Annotated in this window: 14 protein-coding genes; 2 read left to right on the forward strand and 12 right to left on the reverse strand. The window is 64.3% G+C overall.

Features of this window, described 5'->3' with window-relative positions; translation table 11 throughout:
• Positions 1-77 precede the first annotated feature (77 nt).
• The 8 genes from addA to ahcY form a co-directional block, all read right to left on the reverse strand.
• Complete coding sequence (addA, locus tag C7451_RS09350; protein ID WP_110298693.1) at positions 78-3,539, reverse strand: double-strand break repair helicase AddA; 3,462 nt, start codon at positions 3,537-3,539, stop codon at positions 78-80.
• Positions 3,536-6,511 carry a PD-(D/E)XK nuclease family protein gene (locus C7451_RS09355; RefSeq protein ID WP_110298694.1) on the reverse strand — a complete coding sequence of 992 codons (2,976 nt, stop codon included), beginning with the start codon at positions 6,509-6,511 and terminating at the stop codon, positions 3,536-3,538. Before C7451_RS09355 ends, addA begins: the two co-directional genes overlap by 4 nt.
• On the reverse strand, positions 6,504-7,199 hold the full coding sequence (locus C7451_RS09360; protein ID WP_110298695.1) for a nucleotidyltransferase family protein: 696 nt from the start codon (positions 7,197-7,199) through the stop codon (positions 6,504-6,506). Before C7451_RS09360 ends, C7451_RS09355 begins: the two co-directional genes overlap by 8 nt.
• A 29-nt stretch (positions 7,200-7,228) precedes the next feature.
• Complete coding sequence (locus C7451_RS09365) at positions 7,229-8,215, reverse strand: aminoglycoside phosphotransferase family protein (protein WP_110298696.1); 987 nt, start codon at positions 8,213-8,215, stop codon at positions 7,229-7,231.
• On the reverse strand, positions 8,212-8,670 hold the full coding sequence (gene tsaE / locus C7451_RS09370; protein WP_110298697.1) for a tRNA (adenosine(37)-N6)-threonylcarbamoyltransferase complex ATPase subunit type 1 TsaE: 459 nt from the start codon (positions 8,668-8,670) through the stop codon (positions 8,212-8,214). The genes C7451_RS09365 and tsaE overlap by 4 nt, the downstream gene beginning before the upstream one ends.
• Positions 8,670-11,018 carry a sensor histidine kinase gene (locus tag C7451_RS09375; protein ID WP_110298698.1) on the reverse strand — a complete coding sequence of 783 codons (2,349 nt, stop codon included), beginning with the start codon at positions 11,016-11,018 and terminating at the stop codon, positions 8,670-8,672. Before C7451_RS09375 ends, tsaE begins: the two co-directional genes overlap by 1 nt.
• Positions 11,019-11,305: 287 nt before the next feature.
• Positions 11,306-14,503 carry an amidohydrolase family protein gene (locus C7451_RS09380; protein WP_244181758.1) on the reverse strand — a complete coding sequence of 1,066 codons (3,198 nt, stop codon included), beginning with the start codon at positions 14,501-14,503 and terminating at the stop codon, positions 11,306-11,308.
• Between the two features lie 322 nt (positions 14,504-14,825).
• Positions 14,826-16,244, reverse strand: coding sequence for an adenosylhomocysteinase (gene ahcY, locus C7451_RS09385; RefSeq protein WP_110298699.1), 1,419 nt, complete (start codon positions 16,242-16,244; stop codon positions 14,826-14,828).
• Between the two features lie 221 nt (positions 16,245-16,465).
• Here ahcY and C7451_RS09390 point away from each other — a divergent pair, with 221 nt between their 5' ends.
• The gene (locus tag C7451_RS09390; protein ID WP_110298788.1) at positions 16,466-16,945 is read left to right on the forward strand and encodes a peroxiredoxin; all 480 of its coding nucleotides are present in this window, start codon (positions 16,466-16,468) and stop codon (positions 16,943-16,945) included.
• 58 nt (positions 16,946-17,003) lie between these two features.
• Here C7451_RS09390 and C7451_RS09395 read toward each other — a convergent pair whose 3' ends face one another.
• The 4 genes from C7451_RS09395 to folE form a co-directional block, all read right to left on the reverse strand.
• Positions 17,004-18,110, reverse strand: a complete 1,107-nt coding sequence (locus tag C7451_RS09395; RefSeq protein ID WP_167398497.1) for a sensor histidine kinase — start codon at positions 18,108-18,110, stop codon at positions 17,004-17,006.
• Between the two features lie 212 nt (positions 18,111-18,322).
• A complete protein-coding gene (locus tag C7451_RS09400) occupies positions 18,323-19,072 on the reverse strand; it encodes a response regulator transcription factor (protein ID WP_208625177.1) in 750 nt (249 codons plus the stop codon).
• 1 nt (position 19,073) lies between these two features.
• A complete protein-coding gene (locus C7451_RS09405) occupies positions 19,074-20,012 on the reverse strand; it encodes an intradiol ring-cleavage dioxygenase (RefSeq protein WP_110298701.1) in 939 nt (312 codons plus the stop codon).
• 91 nt (positions 20,013-20,103) lie between these two features.
• Positions 20,104-20,718: a GTP cyclohydrolase I FolE gene (gene folE, locus C7451_RS09410; RefSeq protein ID WP_110298702.1), complete on the reverse strand. Its 615-nt coding sequence runs from the start codon at positions 20,716-20,718 to the stop codon at positions 20,104-20,106.
• 258 nt (positions 20,719-20,976) lie between these two features.
• Between folE and C7451_RS09415 the strand changes: the two genes are divergently transcribed.
• Complete coding sequence (locus C7451_RS09415) at positions 20,977-22,173, forward strand: efflux RND transporter periplasmic adaptor subunit (protein WP_110298703.1); 1,197 nt, start codon at positions 20,977-20,979, stop codon at positions 22,171-22,173.

The following is a 22,173-nucleotide window of genomic DNA, read 5'->3' on the forward strand; positions in this document are numbered from 1 at the left end:
CGTGACTTGTTGAGGGATGTAAGCGCTGCAGCGCCGCGGCTCAAGTTCGGTTGGCCCAACTATTCATATCGGATGATTCAATCCAGCTTCGTCGCTGCCAGCAGTTCGTCGGGCAGCCTGAAAAGTTGCGGCGTCGATGTATAGAGCAATCCTGCCTGCACCTCGCTCCCCGGGAATATGAGCCGCAGCGCCGCGACATAGGCTGCCATCTGCCGGACATGCGCCACGGGAAGCTGCTCGAGCGATCGTGGCGGGCGACGCCCCGTCTTGAAATCCACCACCAGCACGCGCCCGTCCGTCACCAGCAACCGATCGACCGTTCCGGACACGACATTGGGCCCGACCACGGCGGCAATCGGCGCTTCGCCCAGCGCGTCGTCGCTGAAAACGTCAGCAAAGTCCGGATGCTCGATCACGGCGCAAACCGGGTCGATGATAGCGTCTGCCTCGCTCTCGTTCTCGATGCCATGCTGCCGTGCCAGCCAGCGCCGTGCCGCACCGCGCCGCTGATCGGGCGCCACCGATGGCAGGCGATCGAACAGGCTGTGCATGATGATCCCGCGCCGTGCAGCCATCTCGCGGTCCGGACCCGACAGCGGCGGGCTGGCAACGTCGTCCTTGCCGAGAGAGGACGGTGCGAGGGGAATCGGCGGGCGCTGCTCCGGCGCCGCCGGCGTCAGTGCCCAATCCGGCAGGCCATCGAGCGCTTCAGTCGTCGCGACCTGGACCGGATCGGCACGAGGCGTCGGGATGGCTGCGTTGCCGAACCGGCGACACGGTCCTTCGATCGTCTCCCCCCAGTCGCACGCCAGCGCGGCGAGGCTGCGCTCGATCGCAGCATACCAGCTCAGCTCTGGTGGCTCCTTCGCCTTCTTGCCCAGCGTTCCGCCAATATAGAGCTGCTCTGCCGCACGAGTCATCGCGACATAGAGCAGCCGCCAGTGCTCCTGCATATCGGCCTCGCGGGCGATATCATGTGCTTGCGCAAGCGGTCCGATGCGCTGGGCCTTGGGCAGCGAATATACTGGCAATGTGACCATGGCATCGCGCCCCACGATCTCGATCGGCCAGTCGAAGCTCGAATCGACCTTGCGGGTCGGATCGACACAGGCATCCGCAAGGATCACGATTGGCGCCTGCAGCCCCTTCGAGCCGTGTACGGTCATTACGCGAACCATGTCGGACTGTCCGGCAAGCTCGCGCTTGATCTCCTCGTCACCCGCATCGAACCAGTGCAGGAAAGCCTGCAGCCCGCCGTCATGGCTTGCCGCGAATTTTTGAGCCAGGGCGAGCAGTTCCGCGATGGGATCAAGGGCTTCTTCGCCGAGCCGGGCCACAAGTTTTGCACGCCCCTGAATCGGGCCGCTCAGAACCTGTTCCAGAAAATCATAGGCAGTACCGAAATCCGCCATCGCGAGGATCGCGTACAGTGGTTCAAGCTTATCGCGCAAAGCTGCATCATGTTCCGCCAGGTCGCGCAGATGCGGCCATAGCGCGCGCTTCTCGGGCCGATAGCCGTGCTGCAGCAACTGCTCTTGCGTCCATCCGCCCAGCGGCGATACCAGCAGTGCAGCACAGGTCAGGTCATCGAGCGGCTGCAGCGCAAAACGGATGGCTGCGATCAGATCCTGCACCGCCAGCGGCTGCCCCAGCCGCAACCGGTCGATTCCGGCGACCGGCACGCCTGCGGCATAAAGCCGCGCGACGATCAGCGAGGCAAGATCGCCTCGACGCCGGAGCAGTACCATGATGTCGCCCGGCCCCGCCCAGCCCGGGCCGTCTGCCTGGCTCCGCTTCTCCAGCCAAAGGCGGCTGGGCGAGTCCGGGGCCAGCCAGCCTGCGATGCGATCGGCCAGCTGCTCGGCAAACCTGCGGTCTGCGCCAGAGAGCCATTCCTCGGCGTCCTCGCCCTCGCCGCCTTCGTCCTGATCGTCTAGCCCCTCGCCGACCGGACGCCACAGCTCGACGATACCCGGTCCCTTCCGCCCTTCGTGTCGGGGCAGCGCATCGTCCATGATGCCAAGCGCTGCAGGTCCGAGGTCATCCAGAACCGCATCGACCATGTCGAGCACCGGCTGGGTCGATCGGAAACTGCGATCGAGGCTGAGATCGAGAAACGGCTGTCCGGCTTCCTCTGCCTTCTGGCCGATGCGGACACGCGCAGCAGCATAATATTGCGGGCTCGTTCCCTGAAATCCGAAAATCGCCTGCTTGAAATCGCCGACGGTAAACAGGGTGCGAAACCGGTCCGCCTTGCTGCCCAGACCGGAGAAATAGTCGTCGATCAAGCCCTTCACGATCGCCCATTGGCTGGGATTGGTGTCCTGCGCCTCGTCGACCAGCACATGATCAAAGCGCTGGTCGAGCTTGAACGCAATCCATTGCGCCATCGTGCGGCCCGAGAGAAGATCCGCAGCGGCGCGGATCAGGTCGTCGAAATCGAGCAGCCCCGCCTGCCGCTTGGCCTCTGCAAAGCGCCACGCAAAATCGCGGCCGACCTCGAGCGCGCGGGCATAATCGCCAGCAAAACCGATCAGTGCGATATGCTCCTTAAGCGCCGAGAGGTCGCTGTACAGACTCTCGGCCTTTTCGGCATAGTCGGGATCGACCTTGATCGGAGATTTGGAGAAGGATCGCAATGCACCCTTGTCGGTTGCCACAACCGACCAGATGAGGTCGAGCTGGTGGATACGATCGTTCGCTTCCAATCCCAGCCATGTCTGGATCGCCTCAGCCGCCTTCTTGCCTGTCGCAGTATTCCAGCGCACATTGCTGTCCTGCACGGCCTCCAGATTGGCGATATCGAACAGCGCATCGCTGCACATGGCCGCAAGCCCGCTGCCATCCTCGTCGCGCTTCAGGCCAAGCGCGGAATTGATATAGGGGCGGATATCACCGACCAGCGCGTCCATCGCATCGGGCTTGGCTGCACACCGCATCAGAAAACTCTCGGTCGCTTCTGCCCCGAGCCTGAGGCTCAGCCCTTCCAGATTCTCGGCCAGCCTTGTGTCACCCCGCCGCGCGGCATCGATCAGCATCTCGCCGAGCGTGTCGCGCGCAAGCTGAATCCGGTCGCGGTCCTCGATCGGACGGAAGCCGGGCGCCAGGCCCGCCTCTTCCGGAAAGCTCGCCAGCAGTGACTGGCAGAAGCTGTGGATCGTCTGGATGCGCAAGCCGCCCTGGGGTGCATCGAGCACGCGCGCGAACAGGCGGCGCGCGCGGGTCAGCGTGGCGGCGTCGACCGGCGCGCCGATATTGGTGAGGTCCGCCCCCAGCGCGGTGTCGCTCATCCGCACCCAGGCGGCGAGCTGGGCGTTGATGCGGTTGGCCATCTCGCTTGCGCCGGCCTTGGTGAAGGTCAGGCACAGGATCGCATCGGGGTTCACCCCGGGTTCGAGCAGCAGGCGGAACACGCGCGCGGTAAGAACCTGAGTCTTGCCCGTGCCCGCCGAGGCGCTCAACCACACCTGATCGGCGGGCGACACCGCGAGCGCCTGGTCGCCAGCGAGCGGCGGAAGTCCGGGCTTGCCGCCGCTCATTCGCCGCTTCCCTGACGGCCATACCATTCGGCGAGCCGCATCAGCTGGTCATATTCGGTATAGGTCGCTTGATCGGGCACCAGCTTGGCGGTGAACGGCGCGTCGCCCAATATCCATTTCTCCAGCGCTTCTCGCAAAAAACGCTCCGCGGTCGGCAGCATGGCATCCGCCGTCAGCTCGCTGCCACGGCGCCCCACAGGGCTTTCGCGATGGCCGAAGTCGCCGCTCTTGCTGCGCGTGAGCGACCAATATTCGAACGCGGCAGCCTTGCCCGCGATCTCGGGTTGGTCGTCCTTGGCCAGAAACCCGCCGCGCTCTGCCATCATGCCCAACAACCCCAGCTGCAGCGCATATCCCGCCTCGACCTGCCTCGCCGAGGGCGGCTTTCCGGTCTTGTAGTCGACAATCGCCAATGTGCCATCGGGCAGGCGGTCGATCCGGTCGGCCTTGCCGCGAATCTCGACGCCGTCGATGATGAACGTTCCGCTGCGTTCAGCATCGATCATGCGGCGCCCGGCAACCGCCAGAGACCGGGTTTCCTCGGCGATCCAGTCGAGCGCCGCGACCAGACGGGGGCGCCATAGCGCCTTGATCAAGGGGTGCACGTTCGTTTCGTCGAGATAGCGGCACGCGCGCGGAACCAGGCTTGCAGCATCCAGCCCATCCTCACGGTGCCAATATTCCAGGATTTCATGCACCAACGTGCCACGCCACGCCGCGCTGGGTTCGGCATCGACCGGATCGAGCGAGGGCAGCGCGAGAATGCGTTTGGCGTAAAAGGCGAATGGGTCCGCGCGCAGCCGATCAAGCTCGGTGACCGACAGCCGCTTGACCCGCTGCCCGGCATCAGGGCGAGGCGCCGGTTTTTCGATCCGCGCGAGCGGCAGGCGACGATCGAGCCTGCGCGCCAAGACCAGCGTTTCGTGATTCTCCATAAGGCGGTCGGGCGCCACCGCCTGCAGGCGCAGCAGAAAGCGCGACGCAACGGTCGGTGCGCTGCCATCACGCCGGGCGCGTGTCAGCACCACTTCGGCCGAAGCCAGTGCGCCTGCGAGATCCTGTGCAGCAAGCCCCACGCGCATTTCGAGCGGCGGCAAGCCCAACGCATTGCGCACCATCGGCGCAAGCCACGGATCGGGCGACGGGATCTGCGGCCAGATACCCTCGTTCAGCCCGGCACAGATGACCAGGTCCGCACTCTGCAATCGCGCTTCCAGCAGACCATAAATGGCCACGCGCGGATGTTTGCCATAAGGCGGCCGCACCGCCTTCTCGCGCATCAGCCGAGCGAGAATGTCGACCGCCTGCGATGGCGTGACACGCGGATCGTGCGTGCCCGTTCGTGCGAGCAATTGCTGGACGATATCTGAGGCACAGCGCCCGGCAAGACCCGTCCAGACCGCCTGACCGCTGAGACTATCGGCTGCCGCAGCAATAGCCTGGATGGTCGCGGAAAGCGGCTGCGGATCGCGCGGCCATTTCGCGACAGGCGCCAGCAGCGCCTTGACGTCGTGCCACCAGGCCTTGAGCGGACGGTTGCCGATGGCGGCGTCGATACCGGCCAGGCCCGGAGCAGGGCGAGGACCGCGCAGCAGCTTGTCGAGCGCGCGCACCTCATCGAGCCAGGCCCTCCGCCCATCGCCCGCCTGTGCGAGAGGATGCTTGAACAGATCCAGCAAGGCAACGGGAGCAAAATCGTCGGCCAGACACTGGGCGACGGCCAGCAGGAACCGCCCCGGCGGGGTAACCGGCAACGCCTCGCCCGCGCTGTCATCCGCCTCGATCTGCCAGCGCCTGAGATGGGCGATGACGCGCGCGGCAAGCGAGCGGTCAGGCGTCACGATCGCCACGCGCCGGGCGGGCACATCCAGCGCCTGGCGCACGAGCAGCCCGATCGCCTGTGCCTCCTCGTCAGGGTTTTCAGCCTCGATAATGCGGATACCCTTTGTCCGTCGGTCGGCGGCTTCGAGGGTGACCCAACGGTCGCTGAGCCTTGCGGGCAGGAAAATGCTGCGCAGCAATCGCGCCCGGTCCGCCGCAAGCCCGGTCCTTGGTTCGGTCTGCCAGGCCTGCACCTCTTCACGGCTGACGCTCATCGCGTGGAGCAACTGCTTCAGATGGTATTGCGGGTGGGTGATCGCCGGCTTCTCGACCGCCTCGCTGCCAGGGGGCACGGGCGTCGTCACGGGATGCCCAATGGCTTCCCAGAGAGCCGTGTCCATGTCGAGATCAAGCCCGGGCAGCACCACCATGCCCTTTGGCAGATCGGCAATGCCGCGCAGCAGGCGCGCTATGGCGGGGGCGGACGTGGTGATGCCGGCTGCGATCACCGGGGTCTGAGGCGGGTGATCGCGCCAACGCGTTGCCGCCTTGTCGAGCAGCCGGTTGCGCCGATCGGCAGGGTCGATCCTGCCCAGCTCCGACAGTTCGGCGGCCCATGCCCGGCCTACGCGCAGGAACAGGTCGCGGGCGGCCGCCCAGTGCTCCGCAAGGTCCGCTTCGACATCGATGCTGTCGAGTTGATCGAGCGTCCTTTCCTCGATCTGAAGCTGATCGAGGACCCGAGCATAATCGCACGCCAGCCGCAGGGCCTCTGCCGGGTCGTCAGCCCCCGCTCGCCCCTTCCCCTCGCGCGTGATGATTGCAGCGAGCCGGAAGCGACGTTCGAGCGGATCGACAGCCGGCGGCACGTCCGCGCCATCTCCGAGCGGATCGAGCAGTGCACCAAGGCTTTCGTCGAGATCGATGTCGCCAATCAGCACCATGCGCGGAAGCAGCAGACCCTGCGCGGCGTGACGCACCAGCGCCTCGGTGATCGCGCGACCGGCGCGGTGGTTCGGGATCAGCAAGGTTGCCCGGGCCAGGCCCAGACGGTCGTTGGCATAACGCTTGAGCAATCCTTCAGCCAGTGCATCCGCAAACCCGCGCTGTGCCCCGATGGCGAAAACGGCGGGCTGACGAGGCTCAGGCATCCAGCAGGGCTTCCGCAGTAGGCTGGATGGCGGCCGGGGTCCCGACATCGAACCACTGGCCCATATGCGAGATTCCGAACAATCGCCCCTGCGCCATGGTGCGGTTCCACAAGACATTGGTGGAAAACGCCCCCGATGGCGGATCTGCCAGCAGGCGACGCGAGAGCAGCTGAATGCCGGTATAGATATAGGGCGCAACATGCCCAGGCTTGCGGCGCGTGATCTGCCCCATCTGGTCGAGATGAAAATCGCCGACGCCCTGATAGTTGTTGGCACGGCTGTGCGGCACCACGAGCAGCAGGGCATCCATGCGCGCATCGTCCCATGCGGCGCGCAGTTCATCAAAACAGGATCGCGCGCTTTCCAGCCACACATTGTCGCTGTTGAGGCAGAAGAAGGGATCCTCACCGATCATCGGCAGAGCCTTGATTAAGCCACCGCCGGTTTCGAGCAGCATATCGCGCTCGTCCGAGATCAGAAGCTCGAATGGCCAGCGATGGGCCCTAAGATGGGCTTCCAGCGCATCGGCCAGATAATGGACATTGACGATCACCCGCTGCATCCCGGCATCCCCCAGGTGATCGAGAACATGGTCGATCAGCGGTTTGCCCGCAACCCGCACCAGCGGCTTGGGAGTAGTGACGGTCAGCGGCCGCATCCGTTTGCCCAGCCCTGCGGCCATGACCATCGCGGTGCGGGCAAAGGCAGGGGACGTGTTCACAGTTCGAACTTTCCGCCCAGCGTGCCTTCCGGATCGCGCAGGTCGGCGGGAATGTTGGCATCGAACCAGGCCGCAACGGGGCCAAGTGCGGGGTGCTTCAGATCGCGCTCCATCGCTCGCCAGACCCGCGGGATCATCGTGGGATAGCGCGGCTTGCCGTCGCGCTTCCAAAGACGAACGAAAATGCCGATGATCTTGGCATTTCGCTGTGCGCCGAGCACATGATAGGCGGTGTCGAGATCATAAGCCGGTCGCGCCAGGTCGCGGTAATGCGCAAGCATCTCGGCCTCGACTTGCTCCGACACGTCACGCCGCGCATCCTGAAGCAGCGACACCAGATCGTAGGCCGGATCACCCACCAGCGCGTCCTGGAAATCGATCAGTCCCTGCGAGCCATCGGGCGGCAACATGATGTTTTCCGAATGATAGTCGCGCAGCACCGTGACCTTCGGGGCCGCACGGTCCATGCCATCGAGCACGCAATCCCATGCCTTCACATAGCCATCGGCATCGACATCCAGGCCGCGCGCAGGGCAATACCATTCGGTGAACAGCGCAGCCTCGCGCTGATAGACCGCGCGATCGTAAGGTGGGACGTCAGCGGGCGTGCGGCCATGCAACTCGACTTGCGTCTCGATCGCCTTTCGATAGATCGCGCGCTCGGTTTCGGCATCACCTGCATCAACCGTCTCGCGCATCCGCGCATCGCCGAAATCCTCGAGCAGCACCAGTCCGGCTTGCATGTCCACGCCAAAGATTTCGGGAGCGCGAAGCCCCTGCGCGGTGAGATAGCGCGCGACATGAACGAACGGCTGCGGATCCTCTTCGGGCGGCGGCGCATCCATCAGGATCGCCTGCCGGTCTGGCCCGACCACGCGGAAATATCGCCGAAACGAAGCGTCCCCCGGAATGGCGAGGATGTCGGCGTCCGTCCAACCCAGCGTATCGACAAAGTTCCGGATCAGCTGTTCGCGTTCACTCAAGACCAATCACCTGCAATCTGTTGCCAGCGCGCCTGCCAGTTCGCACCCGGCTGCGCCTCGATCCGGCGGTCGCTAGCATCGCTTCCGGTGATCCGCAATTGCAGCGTATCGGGGCCCGCCAGACCGCCGACGCGCTCTGGCCACTCGGCGATCAGCAGCGCTGGATCGCCCGCATCGAGGCCCAGTTCGTCAAGTTCCGTCGCGCCATCGAGCCGGTAGAAATCGGCATGAATCACGGGCAAGCGCACCTCTGGCGGGTCGTAAGGCAGGATAAGCGCGAAGGTCGGGCTCGGCACTTCGCCGGCAAAGCCAAGCGCGTTGAGAATGGCGCGCGCGAGCGTCGACTTTCCGGTGCCCAGATCACCTGAAAGCGCGATCGTGTCGCCAGGAAGCGCTGCGTCGGCGAGATGCCGGCCCAGGCGCTGCATCGCCTCGATGGAACCGATGGTCAGCATCACGGCATCAGGATGGTGACGATCGTGCCCGCTCCGGGTTCGCTCACCAGCTCCATGCGGCCGCCATGCGCCTCGATCAGGTTCTTCGCCAACGGCAGGCCAAGGCCGGAGCGCTTGGTGACCGGCTTGCCGCCGGCCTCGTCCGCCTGCAGCACGCCATCGAGCGCACGGGCCTGCGCCCGCGCGTCGAGCCCCGGGCCATTGTCCGACACCACGATGCGCAGCTTGTTGCGGAAGCGGTCGCCGAGCAGCAGCACGCGCCCGCCCTCCTGCGTATAGCGCAGCGCGTTGTCTACCACGGCCGTGATCGCCTGGGCAAAGCGCTGCCGATCCACCTCCGCCGAGCCGGGACCGCCATTCACATCGACCTCAAGCGCAATATTGCGCCCGCCTGCAAGCCCCGCCACGCCCTTGGCGACGTCGACCAGCAGAGCCCCGATATCGGTCGGCTCTCGCTTGAGCGGCAGCGTGCCTGCCTGGCTCTGGCTCAAGTCCAGCACCATGTTGATCTGCGCGGACAGCCGCTCGACCGAGTCGATGATAGCCTTCACATAGTCCTGCCCCTGATCCGACAAGGGACCGGCAACGCCGCTCGCCAGCAGTTCGGCAAAGCCGCCGATCGAGGTCAGCGGCGTGCGGAATTCGTAGCTCATGTTCGCAAGGAAACGGGTCTTGATCGCGTCCGCCTCGACCAGCGCCTCGTTGCGCTCGCGCAGCGCATCTTCCATCCGCTTGGCGTCGGACACGTCGATCATCGTGAACAGCGCGCTCGAATCGGGCAGCGGTATGCCGACAAAGTCGAACACCCGGCCATCCTTCATCACCAGCTGTCCCGCGCGCTGGCTGCGATCCAGCGTGGCCGACCGGATGACCTCGCGCAGCGCGGAAATCTGAGCCGGGCGCTTGAGCTGGGGTGCGATGGCCTTGAGCAGTTCGTCAGCGCGTGGGTGCTTGGCGAGTTCGCTTTCGTCGATCTCCCACACCGCACCGAAACGGGTGTTCCACAGGTGCAGACGCCCGTCCGAGGTGAAGACAGCAAGCGCCTCGTACAGGTTGTTGAAGGTCGCCGTCCGGACGCGCAACAGCGTATCGCGCGCGCTGGCGAGCTGCACCTGCTCCGTGCGGTCCTCGAAGATCAGCAAAAGGCCGTTGTCGGGGGTCGGCTGAGCGATGGCGCGTAGATGCGTGCCATCGGCGATGAGCCAGCTGTCCTCGACCGGGGCGGCAGACTGGAACCATTCGCGCTTCTCGTCGCGCCATGCGGGGAAGTCGCGCACCTGCGGCACCCGGCCCGCCTCGCGCATGCGGTCGATCAACCGCTCGAACTCCAGCCCGTCCTGGAGCCATTGCGGTTTCAGCTGGAACATGCGCACGAACGGCTGGTTGACGAAGATCAGGCGGCGCTGCGCATCGAACTGGGCCACGCCCGCCGACAGGTTGTCCAGCATGTCACGCTGCGCATCGCGGAAGCGCTCGGTCGCCTGGCGCGCCAGGATGAGGTCGTGCACATCAATGGCATAGCCCGCAATGCCCCGCCCCCTGATCGGCAGGTCGACAATCTCCATCGCGCGGCGCGTGCCGGCAATTGTCGTCGTGACCGTGCGCCGCGATGGCGTGTTGCTTTCAAACGCACGCGCAGCGACCGCCAACGGGGTCAGTCCGTCGACGGTCTCGACCAGTTCCTGCCCGGCCTGGACGACATCGGCGGCGCTGCTGCCGCCAACTGCCTCGACATAGGCGCTGTTGACCAGCAGCAGCGAGAGATCTTCGCGGCGGAACCACATCGGAATGGGAGCAGCCTCGATCAGTCCGGACAGCGCATCAAAGGCCCGCCGTGTCTCGGCCTCGGCCTCGACCAGCGATGCCATCCGCGTTTCGCTCTCCGTGGCGTCATAGAACCATAGCAGCACGGCGCCGGGGGCGATTGTCTGCGGGTCGGCAAGCCGCCCCTCGATGCGCAAGCGCCGGTTCGAACCGGCGGCGGCAACCGCGAGCTCGAAAGGTGCGCCGCTCTTCTGCGCGGTCGCGATCTTCTGGCCCAGCAGATCGAGCGTCTCGCGCGGCAGGCCTTTGCCTTCCTGAGACAGCTCGGCCAGATAGGGTGGCAGCTTCGGCAAACCTAGCCAGCGCGCCACGCGTTCAGGTCCCTCGATCCTCGAGTCCGACCGCACGATCAGAGGGATGGCCGGACCGGAATCGATCAGCCGGGTCAACCGCCGGAGCTGCCTGCGCGCGGTTCCCGCCGCTCGGCGCATCTGCAGGCCAGTGATCAGCGCCCAGATCGCCGCCCCGGTCCACAGCGCCAGAACGAGCGCGATCAGGAACAGCCCGCCATTGCTCACCAGCATAAGCGACTCATCGATTCAGGGGTGAAAACAGGCATCCGCGTCATCGCATTGGGCCGTAGCGCAGATTGGGGTTGGTGCAAAACGGGCTGTGGAGAAAATGCTATGGTTCCTCCCAAAATCCTCCCCCAGCTTGCTGGGGGAGGGGGACCACCCGCGCAGCGGGTGGTGGAGGGGCAGCGGGTGCGCGTTTCGGATCCGCCATCGTGCCATCCCGCTTCCCCTCCACCACCGACCTATGGTCGGCGGTCCCCCTCCCCGAGACAAGCTCGGGGAGGATTAGGAAACGTTCACTTCTCCCAATACCATTTGCGCAGCTTGGCCGTCCCCGTGACCGTTTCGTTCATCGTCGGCACCTCATAGAGCCGCCCGTTGAGCATGACGTGCGTGATCTTGTCGGACTGGCGGATATCCGCCACCGGGTCACCATCGATCACGACCATGTCCGCGAGCTTGCCCGGCTCGATCGAACCGATATCCTTGTCAAAGCCGAGCGAACGCGCGCCGCTGATCGTCGCGGTGCGCAGCGCCTCGATCGGCGTCATGCCGCCCTTGACGAAGCTCCACAGCTCCCAGTGCGAGGCAAGCCCCTCTTCCTGCCCATGCGCGCCGATGCCGACGGGCACGCCGCGCCGCGCCAGCTCTGCGGCTTCACGCGCCGACGCGGTATCGGCATAATCCTCTTCCGGCCCGATCTCGCGGCGCACGCTGCTGGCTTCGAGCTTGCGCCGAGGGACGTGGCGGCTGAGAATCGGGTGCTGCCAGATGTCGGTATGCGATCGCCAATACGGGTCCGCGCCCATGCCGCCAAAAGTCACTACCAAAGTCGGCGTATAGCCGACCTTGCTCTGCGCGAAGAAGCTGCGCACGTCCTCGTAGAGCCGCTCCTGCGGGATATTGTGCTCGAGCGTGGTGTTGCCATCGGCGATGATCGTGATGTCCTGGCTAAACAGCGACCCGCCCTCGGCGACGCTCGCCAAACCATCGGCCTGCGCGGCGGCGACAACCTGCTGGCGCTGTTCGCGGCGCGGCTGGTTATAGTTCTTGACGCTGTGCGCGCCCTGCAGCTTCAGCCGCGTGGTGTGGGCGCGCGCATCGGCGAGGCTGTCAATCTCGGCAAAGATGCCCGCCGCCTTGGCACCATAGACCACCTCCCCGGTCGAGAAGATGCGCGGGGCCAGATACTTGCCGACGCGCTGATAGCTGGCGGCGGTGAAGATCTCGGCGGCGCTGTTGCTGGGATCGTGGATCGTTGTCACGCCCATCGCCAGATGCGCGACAGCGCTCCAGTTCTGCTGCGGAACCAGATCATCCGACCCCTGCGGGCCATGTGCATGCGCATCGACCAGTCCCGGGATGATCGTCTTGCCCGCGACATCGACGGTCTGCGCACCAGCAGGCACGGCGACATTCGCGCCGACCTCAACGATGCGATTGTCGCGAACGACCACCGTTCCACGCTCGATAATGCCGCCCTTGTCGTCCGCCATCGTCACGATGCGCGCATTGGTGAAGGCGACAGTACCGCTCGGCTTGTCGGCTGGCGCGTTGACGCTGATCGCCACTCCGGTCTTCGGCGGCGCGAATTTCGCATCGGTCTTGCTGACCGGTCCATCGGCGATCGCCTTGCCGGCATCGGCCGAATAGACCACCGGCCCCAGCGACCAATTGAGCTGGCGGCCATTATGCGACCATTGCAGGAAGGTCGCGCCGCCCTCGCTCACCTGAACTGCCGGCAGTGCGCCGCCGCCCTTGCCAGCGCCCAGATCGACCGCGCCCGCCATGAACGGCATCAGATACGCTGCATAATTCTGACGGAAGGCGAGCGTCTTGCCATCGGGCGCGACCGCATAGCCGCTGACCAGTTCACCGCTCGCATGGGTGCGCTCGGCCTCACCATTCAGGTCGGTGCTGACCAGCGCCAGCTTGCCGCCAGCATATTTGCTGAAATACACCCGGTCGCCGGTCGCGCCGAAATGGGGTTCGCTCCCCTCTGCCGTGATGCGCCGCGCCTGTCCGCTGGCGACGTCGAGCAGATAGATCCCGGGCTGAATGCCCCAGGCATCGGACGTTAGGCCGCCGCCGCTTCCAGCTTCATATACCACATAGCGGCCATCGGGCGAGAATTGCGGTCGGCGATAATGGCCCGGCGTCTTGCTGATCGTCCGTGCCTCGCCGCCCGCTGCGCCAACCACGCGCAGTTCGCCAAGTCTTTCATCGTCCCAGCTGACATAGACAATCTGGCTGCCATCGCGCGAATAGCTGGGGAACAGTTCGAAATCGCTCCCGCCATTGGTGACCAGCGGCTGCGCCGCGCCGCCTTGCACGGGCTGCTGGTGCAGCTTGCCCAAAGCCTCGAACACCATGCGGCTGCCATCGGGCGAGACGCTGGCAAAGCGCGGCATGGTCACCGCGACGGTATCGGGCGCGACCGGCTTTTGCGGACGGATGGGGTCGACGATGCTGCGTGTATCGTTGACACTGAACGGGATCACACTGGCCTTACCGCTCGTCACATCGATCGAGCGAATCTTGCCGCCCGCCCAGAAGACCAGACGCTTGCTGTCAGGCAGCCAGCCCATGTTCGGATAGACGCCGTGCACCGCCCAGGTTTCCTGCACGTCGCGGTCCATGTCGTCATAGATCTTGCGCTCCATCCCGCTTTGCATGTCGCGGACATAGAGCTTGGTCTTCGCACGTTCACGGCGCACGAAGGCGAGATAGCGGCCATCGGGCGAAGGCTGGGGTCGCGCCGCGCCGCCCGGACCGCCGGTGACGCGCTCGACCTTGCCGGTGCCCATGTCATAACGGTCGATCACGAAGACCTGGGCATTGCTGTTCTGCGCATATTCGAAGATCGGCCCGGGGGTCGCGTCCTTGCTGTAGAAGATGCCCTTGCCGTCGGACGCGAAAATGGGTTCGCCCAGCTCCTTCTGGTGCGCTTCGCTAGGGCGCTTGACCAGCGGCACGCCGTTGCCGCCGCTGACATGATACAGCCACAACTCGCCCGTGCCGAGCGAGCGTCCGGTGGTGAAATGCTTGCGCGCGACGATATACTGGCCGTCGGGGCTCCAGCTCGGATTGTTGAGCAGACGGAAGCTCTCCCTGGTGAGCTGGCGCTTGTCCGATCCATCGGCATTCATGATCCAGATATTGTCGCCGCCGCCGCGATCCGAGGTGAAGGCGATCCGCGTGCCATCCGGCGAGAAGCGCGGGTGCTGCTCATAGGCCAACCCCTCGGCGATCCGGGTCGCCGCGCCGCCTTCAATCGGCATGGTGTAAATATCGCCGAGCAGATCGAAGACGATCCGGCTACCATCGGGACTGACATCCAGGTTCATCCAGGTGCCCTCGTCGACCTTGATCGGAATGGCGCGGGTCTTCATCGGTGGGGCGTTCACGTCCCAGGCGGCAGGCTTGTCCTGCGCAAGCGCTGGCATCGCGATGGCAAGCGCCGCGAGGGCGGCGGAAAAACGCAGTGCTTTCATGATGATGTTCCCCGGTTTTCTTGTTCGTATACCATGAGGCTAGCTGCACGGACGGAGAGCGCAACGACAAAACGACGAACGGCGGAGGATGTTGCCGGGCGTCTCACAATCACCTGCTCCCCTGCGAAGGCAGGGGCCCATCACCTGCTGGTGCCGCTGGAGCAGCCGTCACCTTGGACCAGGCCTTGGGAGATGGGCCCCTGCCTTCGCAGGGGACCGGCAAGCACCAGCATATGTCGCAACTCAACAAAAAGCCCGCCCCGCGAGGGCGCGGAGCGGGCTCTTGCTCGTCAGCGTTCCGGGCGAACCCGGAACAGCGCGATCAGTAGCGATATTCGTCCTTCTTGAACGGACCGGTCAGCGGCACGTCGATATAGGCGGCCTGTTCCTTGGTCAGTTCGGTCAGCTTCACGCCCAGCTTGGCGAGGTGAAGACGGGCGACCTTCTCGTCGAGATGCTTGGGCAGCACATAGACGTCGTTCTGGTACTTGTTGGCACCGCTGAACAGTTCGATCTGCGCCAGCACCTGGTTGGTGAAGCTGGCCGACATCACGAAGCTGGGGTGACCGGTTGCGTTGCCGAGGTTCAGCAGACGGCCCTTCGACAGCATGATGATGCGCTTGCCATCGGGGAATTCGACCATGTCGACCTGCGGCTTGATCTCGGTCCACTTCATGTTCTCGAGCGCGCCAACCTGGATCTCGTTGTCGAAGTGACCGATGTTGCCGACGATCGCCATGTCCTTCATCGCGCGCATGTGATCGAGCGTGATGACGTCCTTGTTGCCGGTGGTGGTGACAAAGATGTCGGCGGTCGACACAACGTCTTCCAGCGTCTGCACGGCAAAGCCGTCCATCGCCGCCTGCAGCGCGCAGATCGGATCGATTTCGGTGACGATGACGCGTGCGCCCGCGCCCTGCAGCGAAGCCGCCGAACCCTTGCCCACATCGCCATAGCCGCACACCACGGCGACCTTGCCGGCCATCATCACGTCGGTACCGCGACGGATGCCGTCGACCAGCGATTCCTTGCAGCCGTACTTGTTGTCGAACTTCGACTTGGTGACGCTGTCGTTGACGTTGATCGCGGGGAACGGCAGCTTGCCCTTCTTGGCGAGGTCATACAGGCGGTGCACGCCGGTGGTGGTTTCTTCCGACACGCCCTTAATGTTCTGGACCGTCTTGGTGAGGTAACCGGGGGTCTGGGCCAGACGGCGCTTCAGCACCTTGACGAAGCACTCTTCTTCTTCGTTGGTCGGGGTGAACAGCTCTTCACCCGCTTCGACGCGTGCGCCCCACAGCGCATACATGGTGGCATCGCCGCCATCGTCGAGGATCATGTTGCAGGTGGTGCCTTCCTCGGCGCCCCAGTCGAAGATGCGATCGACATATTCCCAATATTCTTCCAGCGTCTCGCCCTTGATGGCGAACACGGGAATGCCCTGCGCGGCGATGGCGGCAGCGGCATGGTCCTGGGTCGAATAGATGTTGCAGGTCGCCCAGCGGACTTCTGCACCCAGCGCGACCAGCGTCTCGATGAGCACGGCGGTCTGGATGGTCATGTGCAGCGAACCGGTGATCTTGGCGCCCTTGAGCGGCTGAGCGGCGCGATATTCTTCGCGGATCGCCATCAGGCCGGGCATTTCGGTTTCTGCGATCGCGATTTCCTTGCGGCCGAAATCGGCGAGCGAAAGGTCGGCAACAACATAATCGTTGCGGTCGAGGGTCGGGGCACTGGCCACGCAATATCTCCTGAATGTCTGTCCGAATGGCCAAGGGGGCGATCGGAAACTCCGGCTCCCATAGCCAGACTCGGCCTGACAGGCAAATATAAAGATTCCTTTATATGGCCTCCTATGCGTAATGCCCCGACATTTGGATGCGCCTGCCCGATGCCCCCTTGCAATGCGCCTCTGGCCGGACAACATGCAGCCCGGTTTCATTTTTGCCAGCAGGAGAGACGATCATGATCAAAGTCGGCGATACCGTTCCCAACACCAAATTCGTACGCGCAACGGCCGAGGGTCCGCAGCAGGTCGACGCCAAGGAATTCTTCGCCGGCAAGACCGTCGCGCTTTTCTCGGTGCCGGGTGCCTTCACGCCGACCTGCTCGGCCAAGCATCTGCCGGGTTTTGTCGAGAAGGCCGAAGCGCTGAAAGCCAAGGGCGTGGACGAGATCGCCTGCACCGCAGTCAACGACGCTTTCGTGATGGGCGCCTGGGGCAAATCGGCGAACGCGGACTCGATCGCGATGCTGGCAGACGGCAATGGTGATTTTGTCGAAGCGCTTGGCCTGACGATGGACGGCACCGGGTTCGGCATGGGCAAGCGCGGTCAGCGCTTTGCCATGGTCGTCAAGGACGGCGTGGTGGACAAGCTGTTCGTCGAGGAACCCGGCGACTTCAAGGTCAGCAGCGCGGATTACATGCTCGAACAGCTCTGATCGTCTTCACGACCAGCAACAAGGAAGGCGCGGGAACATCGGGTTTCCGCGCCTTTTTTCATGCAGCGCAGGCCAAGGTCACCTCGACCCACGCACCGCCCTCGTCTCGATTGCCGAACGCAAGGCCGCCGCCATGGCGCTCCGCAATCGTCCTGGCGATGGCCAGGCCCAGACCATTTCCGCCAGTCAGCGCATTGCGTGATGGCTCTCCACGCACAAAGGGCGATCCCAGCTGATCGAGCAGGTCTTCCGGGAAACCAGGCCCGTTATCCTCCACCCTCAGCATGACCTTGCCGTCGGCCTGCCAGAGATGAATTGCCCCGCCGCTGGCATGGCGCTGCATGTTGTCGACAAGGTTCTGCACCAGACATTGCAGTGCGACCGGCTCGCCCTCGACACGGATCCCGACCGCCGCGTTCACTTCGATCGGCGCTTCTTCGTTCCAGCTTGTCGATACCACGGCATGAACCATCGGGTGCAGATCGACAGGCTCGCTGCGCGCCATGCTGCTGCGCGCCAGAGCCAGCGAATTGCCGATGAGCGCGCGCATCAGAGCAATATCGGCATTGGCAGCCAGGCGTTGAGGCTCGCCCAGGCTTTCGGCGCGAAATGCCAGGCGGGTCAGCGGCGTACCCAGATCATGCGCGATCCCCGCCAGCATCGTAGTCTGTTGCCGAACATGGTCGCGCTGACGCGCATCGAAGCTGATCAGCGCCGAGGCGAGTTTGCCGAGTTCGGGCGTGATCGGGTCTGCAGGCATCGACCAGGGCTGTCCGATCCTGGCGGATTCGGCGGCATCGGCAAGCCTGGAAAGCGGACGGGTGATGGCGCGGGCCACCAGCCACGCGCACCCGAGGATGAAGGCAAGCACGCCCAGCACGGATGCCATGAAACTTGCCAGCCACCTTGTTTCGGTTGGAGACGACAGCGAGCGCAGCACCAGCCAATGGTTGCCGTTTTTCCAGGCGATCGTCACCGTTCCGCGCACTTCCGGTACGACCGTCACGACACGCGGCCTGCCACGTTCGGACGAATAAGCCAGGATCTGCTCCGGTTCCCCGGCGCTGCGGGATTGCAAAAGGGGCAGCAGCATCCGTTCCAGCCAGCGCGCACGCACCTCTCCTGCTTGCGGACGCGGGACGTTTGAATGACGTTCAAGGGTCATGGGCCTGCCACTGCCAGGCTGCGGATGGCCTGTCCTGAGACTGGCGACAATGCTGGACAGCGGGGTCGGTGCGGGCCGAGACGGGGGACCTATCTGGGTCAGTGTGTACATCGCGCCTGCGGTCAGAAGAACCGCAGCGGCAACCAGCGCGAAAATCTGCGTGAATATCGGGCGGCGGAGCCACCAGCCGCGTAGTGCGGAGACCACAGCGTTCAGACCCGCCGCACGGGCAGCCCCAGGCCATAGCCAAAGCCGCGCACCGTGCGGATCAGCGCCTGGCCACCATGATCCGCAAGCCTGCGGCGCAACCGGCTGACCTGGACATCGATCGACCGGTCGAAGCTTTCTGCATCGGGATCGAGAACCTCCATCAGCCGATCGCGCGATAGCACCCTGCCCTCCGCCTCGACCAGCGCCTGAAGCAGGCGGATGTCATGGGTGGAGAGTTCCGGCTGCTGGCCATCAGGGGCAATCAATCGCCAGTGCCTGGTATCGAACACCCAGCCTGGCTCGCCGCCTTCGGCTGCACCCGTACGCACCAACGGTCGGCGGCGCATCACGGCGCGCACCCGGGCGAGCAGTTCGCGCGGGTTGCAAGGTTTGGCGATATAATCGTCCGCGCCAAGTTCCAGCCCGACGATCCGGTCGATATCGGCTGCAAGCGTGGACAGCATGATGCAGGCCGCATCCGAACGGCTGCGCAGCCAGCGCATGCCGTCCAGCCCGTCCTCCTGCGGCATCATGACGTCCATGATGATCACTTCGGGCCTGACGCGATCCATCAACGATCGCAGCGCTGCAACGCTTTCCGCCGGATGCACGGCATAGCCCTGCGCCGCCAGATATTCGCATATCAGGCCGCGCAGACCCGTATCGTCATCGACGACTATGATCGTTTCCCCCGCCATGGCACGTGCACCATCGCCCGGCGTGGCAGACGATGCAACTGCCAAGCTGGTCATGTCAGGTGGCAATCGCAACAGTGGCCGTCGCGGTATAGCCCGCCGAGACCGATCCGCTCATCGCCATAGTCATCGCAGTGATCTGCGCGGATGTATTGTCTCCGAACACGTTGTCGTTGGCGATCGAGACCGAGCGGAAATTGGCGGCGCTGGTGCTGTAGCCGGTCGAAGCATAGACGGTGCTGCAGATATCGGCGGGGAGAGCAAATTGCGAGATAAGCCGGGCAAAGCTGCCGCGCGTCGCGTTGGCCAGCGACGTGAACAGCTCGAAATGGATATGCGGGTAGCGACCCGCATAGCAGCCGGGAAAGATCGTCGTGAAGGTCACCTTGCCGTTCGCATCGGTGACCTGCAGCCCCCGCAAATAACTTTCCGCAGGCAGATCGTAGAGCGAATACCGGCCCAGCTGATCGCAATGCCAGATATAGATGGCATGATTGGCGAGCGGTGCACAGCTGTTGTTCGCATCCACCACCGTGATGGTGAAGGTCACCGGCACGCCTGTTGCGACCGTACTGGATCCGACGAAGCTCGGCCGGATATCGGACCTGACCACACCGCTGACGGTAAGGACGTTCGAGGTGCTGCCGTTCGAGCTGTTGGTGCCGTCTGCCGGATAGGGGCCATTGGTTTCGGTCGCATAAACCGTGCATGTCGATGATGACGCGCTGGGCGTCGGGGTCGATGTAGTGGTTGTCGTCGACGTGGTGGTCGAACTGGTCGTACCGGAAACGGTAACGGTGGAGGTGCTGTCGGACTCACCGCTGCCACCGCAGGCGGTGATCAGCGCGGCGCCACCGGCCGAGGCCATCCAGCCGAGCATGTTGCGGCGACCCAGACGGATGCGCTCGATCTGTTGAAGATCATGCGCCAGTCCTTCGTCATGATCGTGATGTGCCGCTGGTGCGACGCGGTCGGATGATGGGGAATGCAAGGCCATGGTTCGCTCCTGGTAACGGTCTGCACCGTCGGAGCTAGAGCTAGGACCTCACATCCCGATTTCAGATTGTTGCAGTCTGTTGCAGCTGGGCTCAGTAGCCCATCAGGCTCATGACTTCCTCGCGCGAGCGGTGATCTTCGAGGAAGCAGCCCAGCAATCGGCTGGTGATCATGCCGACGCCAGGCGTGCGGACACCGCGGGCGGTCATGCAGCTATGGCTTGCTTCGATAACCACTGCCACGCCGTGCGGCTGCAGGTGCTCCCAGATACAGGCGGCCACCTCTGCAGTCAGACGCTCCTGCACCTGAAGTCTGCGCGCATAGCCGTGCAGCACGCGGGCGAGCTTGGAAATGCCGACGACACGATCCCTGGGCATATAGGCAATCGATGCCTTGCCGATGATCGGTGCCATATGATGTTCACAGTGCGACTGGAACGGAATGTCCTTGAGCAAGACAAGCTCGTCATATCCGCCGACCTCCTCGAACGTGCGGCTCAGATGCACGCTGGGATCGTCATCATAACCCGAGCAATATTCCTTCCATGCCCGCGCCACGCGAAGCGGCGTGTCGCGCAGGCCCTCGCGCTCCGGATTGTCGCCGGTCCACCGCAGCAGGGTCACAATGGCCTGCTGGACATCCTGGGGAACGGGGATCTTGCCATTTTCTGAAAGGTCGCCGTCATAATCGGCATCGTGATAAAGCATCAGGCATCCCCCTTGTCGTACGCGTGCCGCAGAACATAGGGAGCCTACCGACCCTCTACAACCGTTGGCGCAAGATGGCTGCCCTCCCGGGGCGATTTGTGAAATCGATTGTGGAACCATCCCGGCGATTGCGCGTTCCGGAAGCTCAGTTGCAAAAAATAAACATAGATTAGTTGTTAATTGCAACTTTTTTCTCTGGACCTTCCCTTACGTTTCCGCCACGTTGCTGCGGTGCAATATAAAAATCCGGAGTCTCTGATGCGCGTCCCCCCCAGATGCGCGCTTGTCGCAGCAGCCCTTTCGCTGCTGATCAGCGCCTGTTCTTCCGAACCGCCCCCAGCCCCGCCACCCCCCGCTGCGACAATAGCAACGCCCTTGCAGCGCGAGGTCGTCGACTGGGACGAGTATATCGGCCGGTTCACAGCCGACGAGGACGTGCAGCTGGTCGCGCGCGTCTCCGGACCTATCGCGCGCGTGGCGTTCCGGGATGGAGGCAATGTGGGCAAGGGGCAGCTGCTGTTCGTCATCGACCAGCGCCCTTTCCGTGCCGCCCTGGCTGAAGCGGAGGCGAGCGTCGCAAGTGCACGCGCTGCCCTTGTCAACGCCCAGGCGCAGGCAACGCGCGGTCGTGAACTTGTCGGCTTCGATGCCATCAGCAAGGAAGAGGCAGACACGCTGGCGGCCAATCTGCGCTCCGCCCGGGCGTCGCTGGCAGCGGCTCAGGCGCGGCGGCAGCAGGCCCAGCTTGACCTGTCGTTTACAGAAGTGCGTGCCCCCATCTCGGGCCGGGCATCAAGCAGAATGGTCGATGTCGGCGATTTCGTGAGTGCAGGGCAGACCGAACTGACGCGGATCGTGCGGATAAACCCTATCCGTTTCAGCTTCGACGGCGCAGAAGCGTTCTACCTCAAGTATATCCGCCAGGATGCCGGCGGCGAACGACGCAGTTCGCGCTATGCGCCAAACCCTGTGGAAATCCAGCTGGCAGACGAACCGACCTTCCGCTGGCGCGGTCGCATGGCGTTTCTCAATAACGGAATCAGCCCGGAAACCGGCACCATCACCGCCTATGCGATGGTGGACAATCCCGAGGGCTTTCTGGTCCCCGGCATGTTCGGCCGAGCCCGTCTGCTGGGATCGGGCACCTACAAGGCCCTGCTCGTTCCCGACGAGGCGATCATGACCGACCAGACGCGCAAGCTCGTCTTCGTGCTGGGCAAGGGCAACAAGGTGACCCCGCGCCCGGTCCAGACCGGCCCGATGGTGGAGGGCCTGCGGGTCATCCGTGAAGGTATTGCGCCGACCGAGCGCATCGTGATCGACGGTCTGACGCGGATGCAGCCGGGCATGGTGGTCACGCCGCGCAAGGGACAGATCAAGGCTCGTGCAAAGGACGATGCCCCGATCGCCCGCCCCATCTCCGCTCCGGCCCCGGCCCAGGCGACAGCGAGCTAA

This window comes from Blastomonas natatoria (assembly GCF_003201955.1).
Classification (GTDB): domain Bacteria; phylum Pseudomonadota; class Alphaproteobacteria; order Sphingomonadales; family Sphingomonadaceae; genus Blastomonas; species Blastomonas natatoria.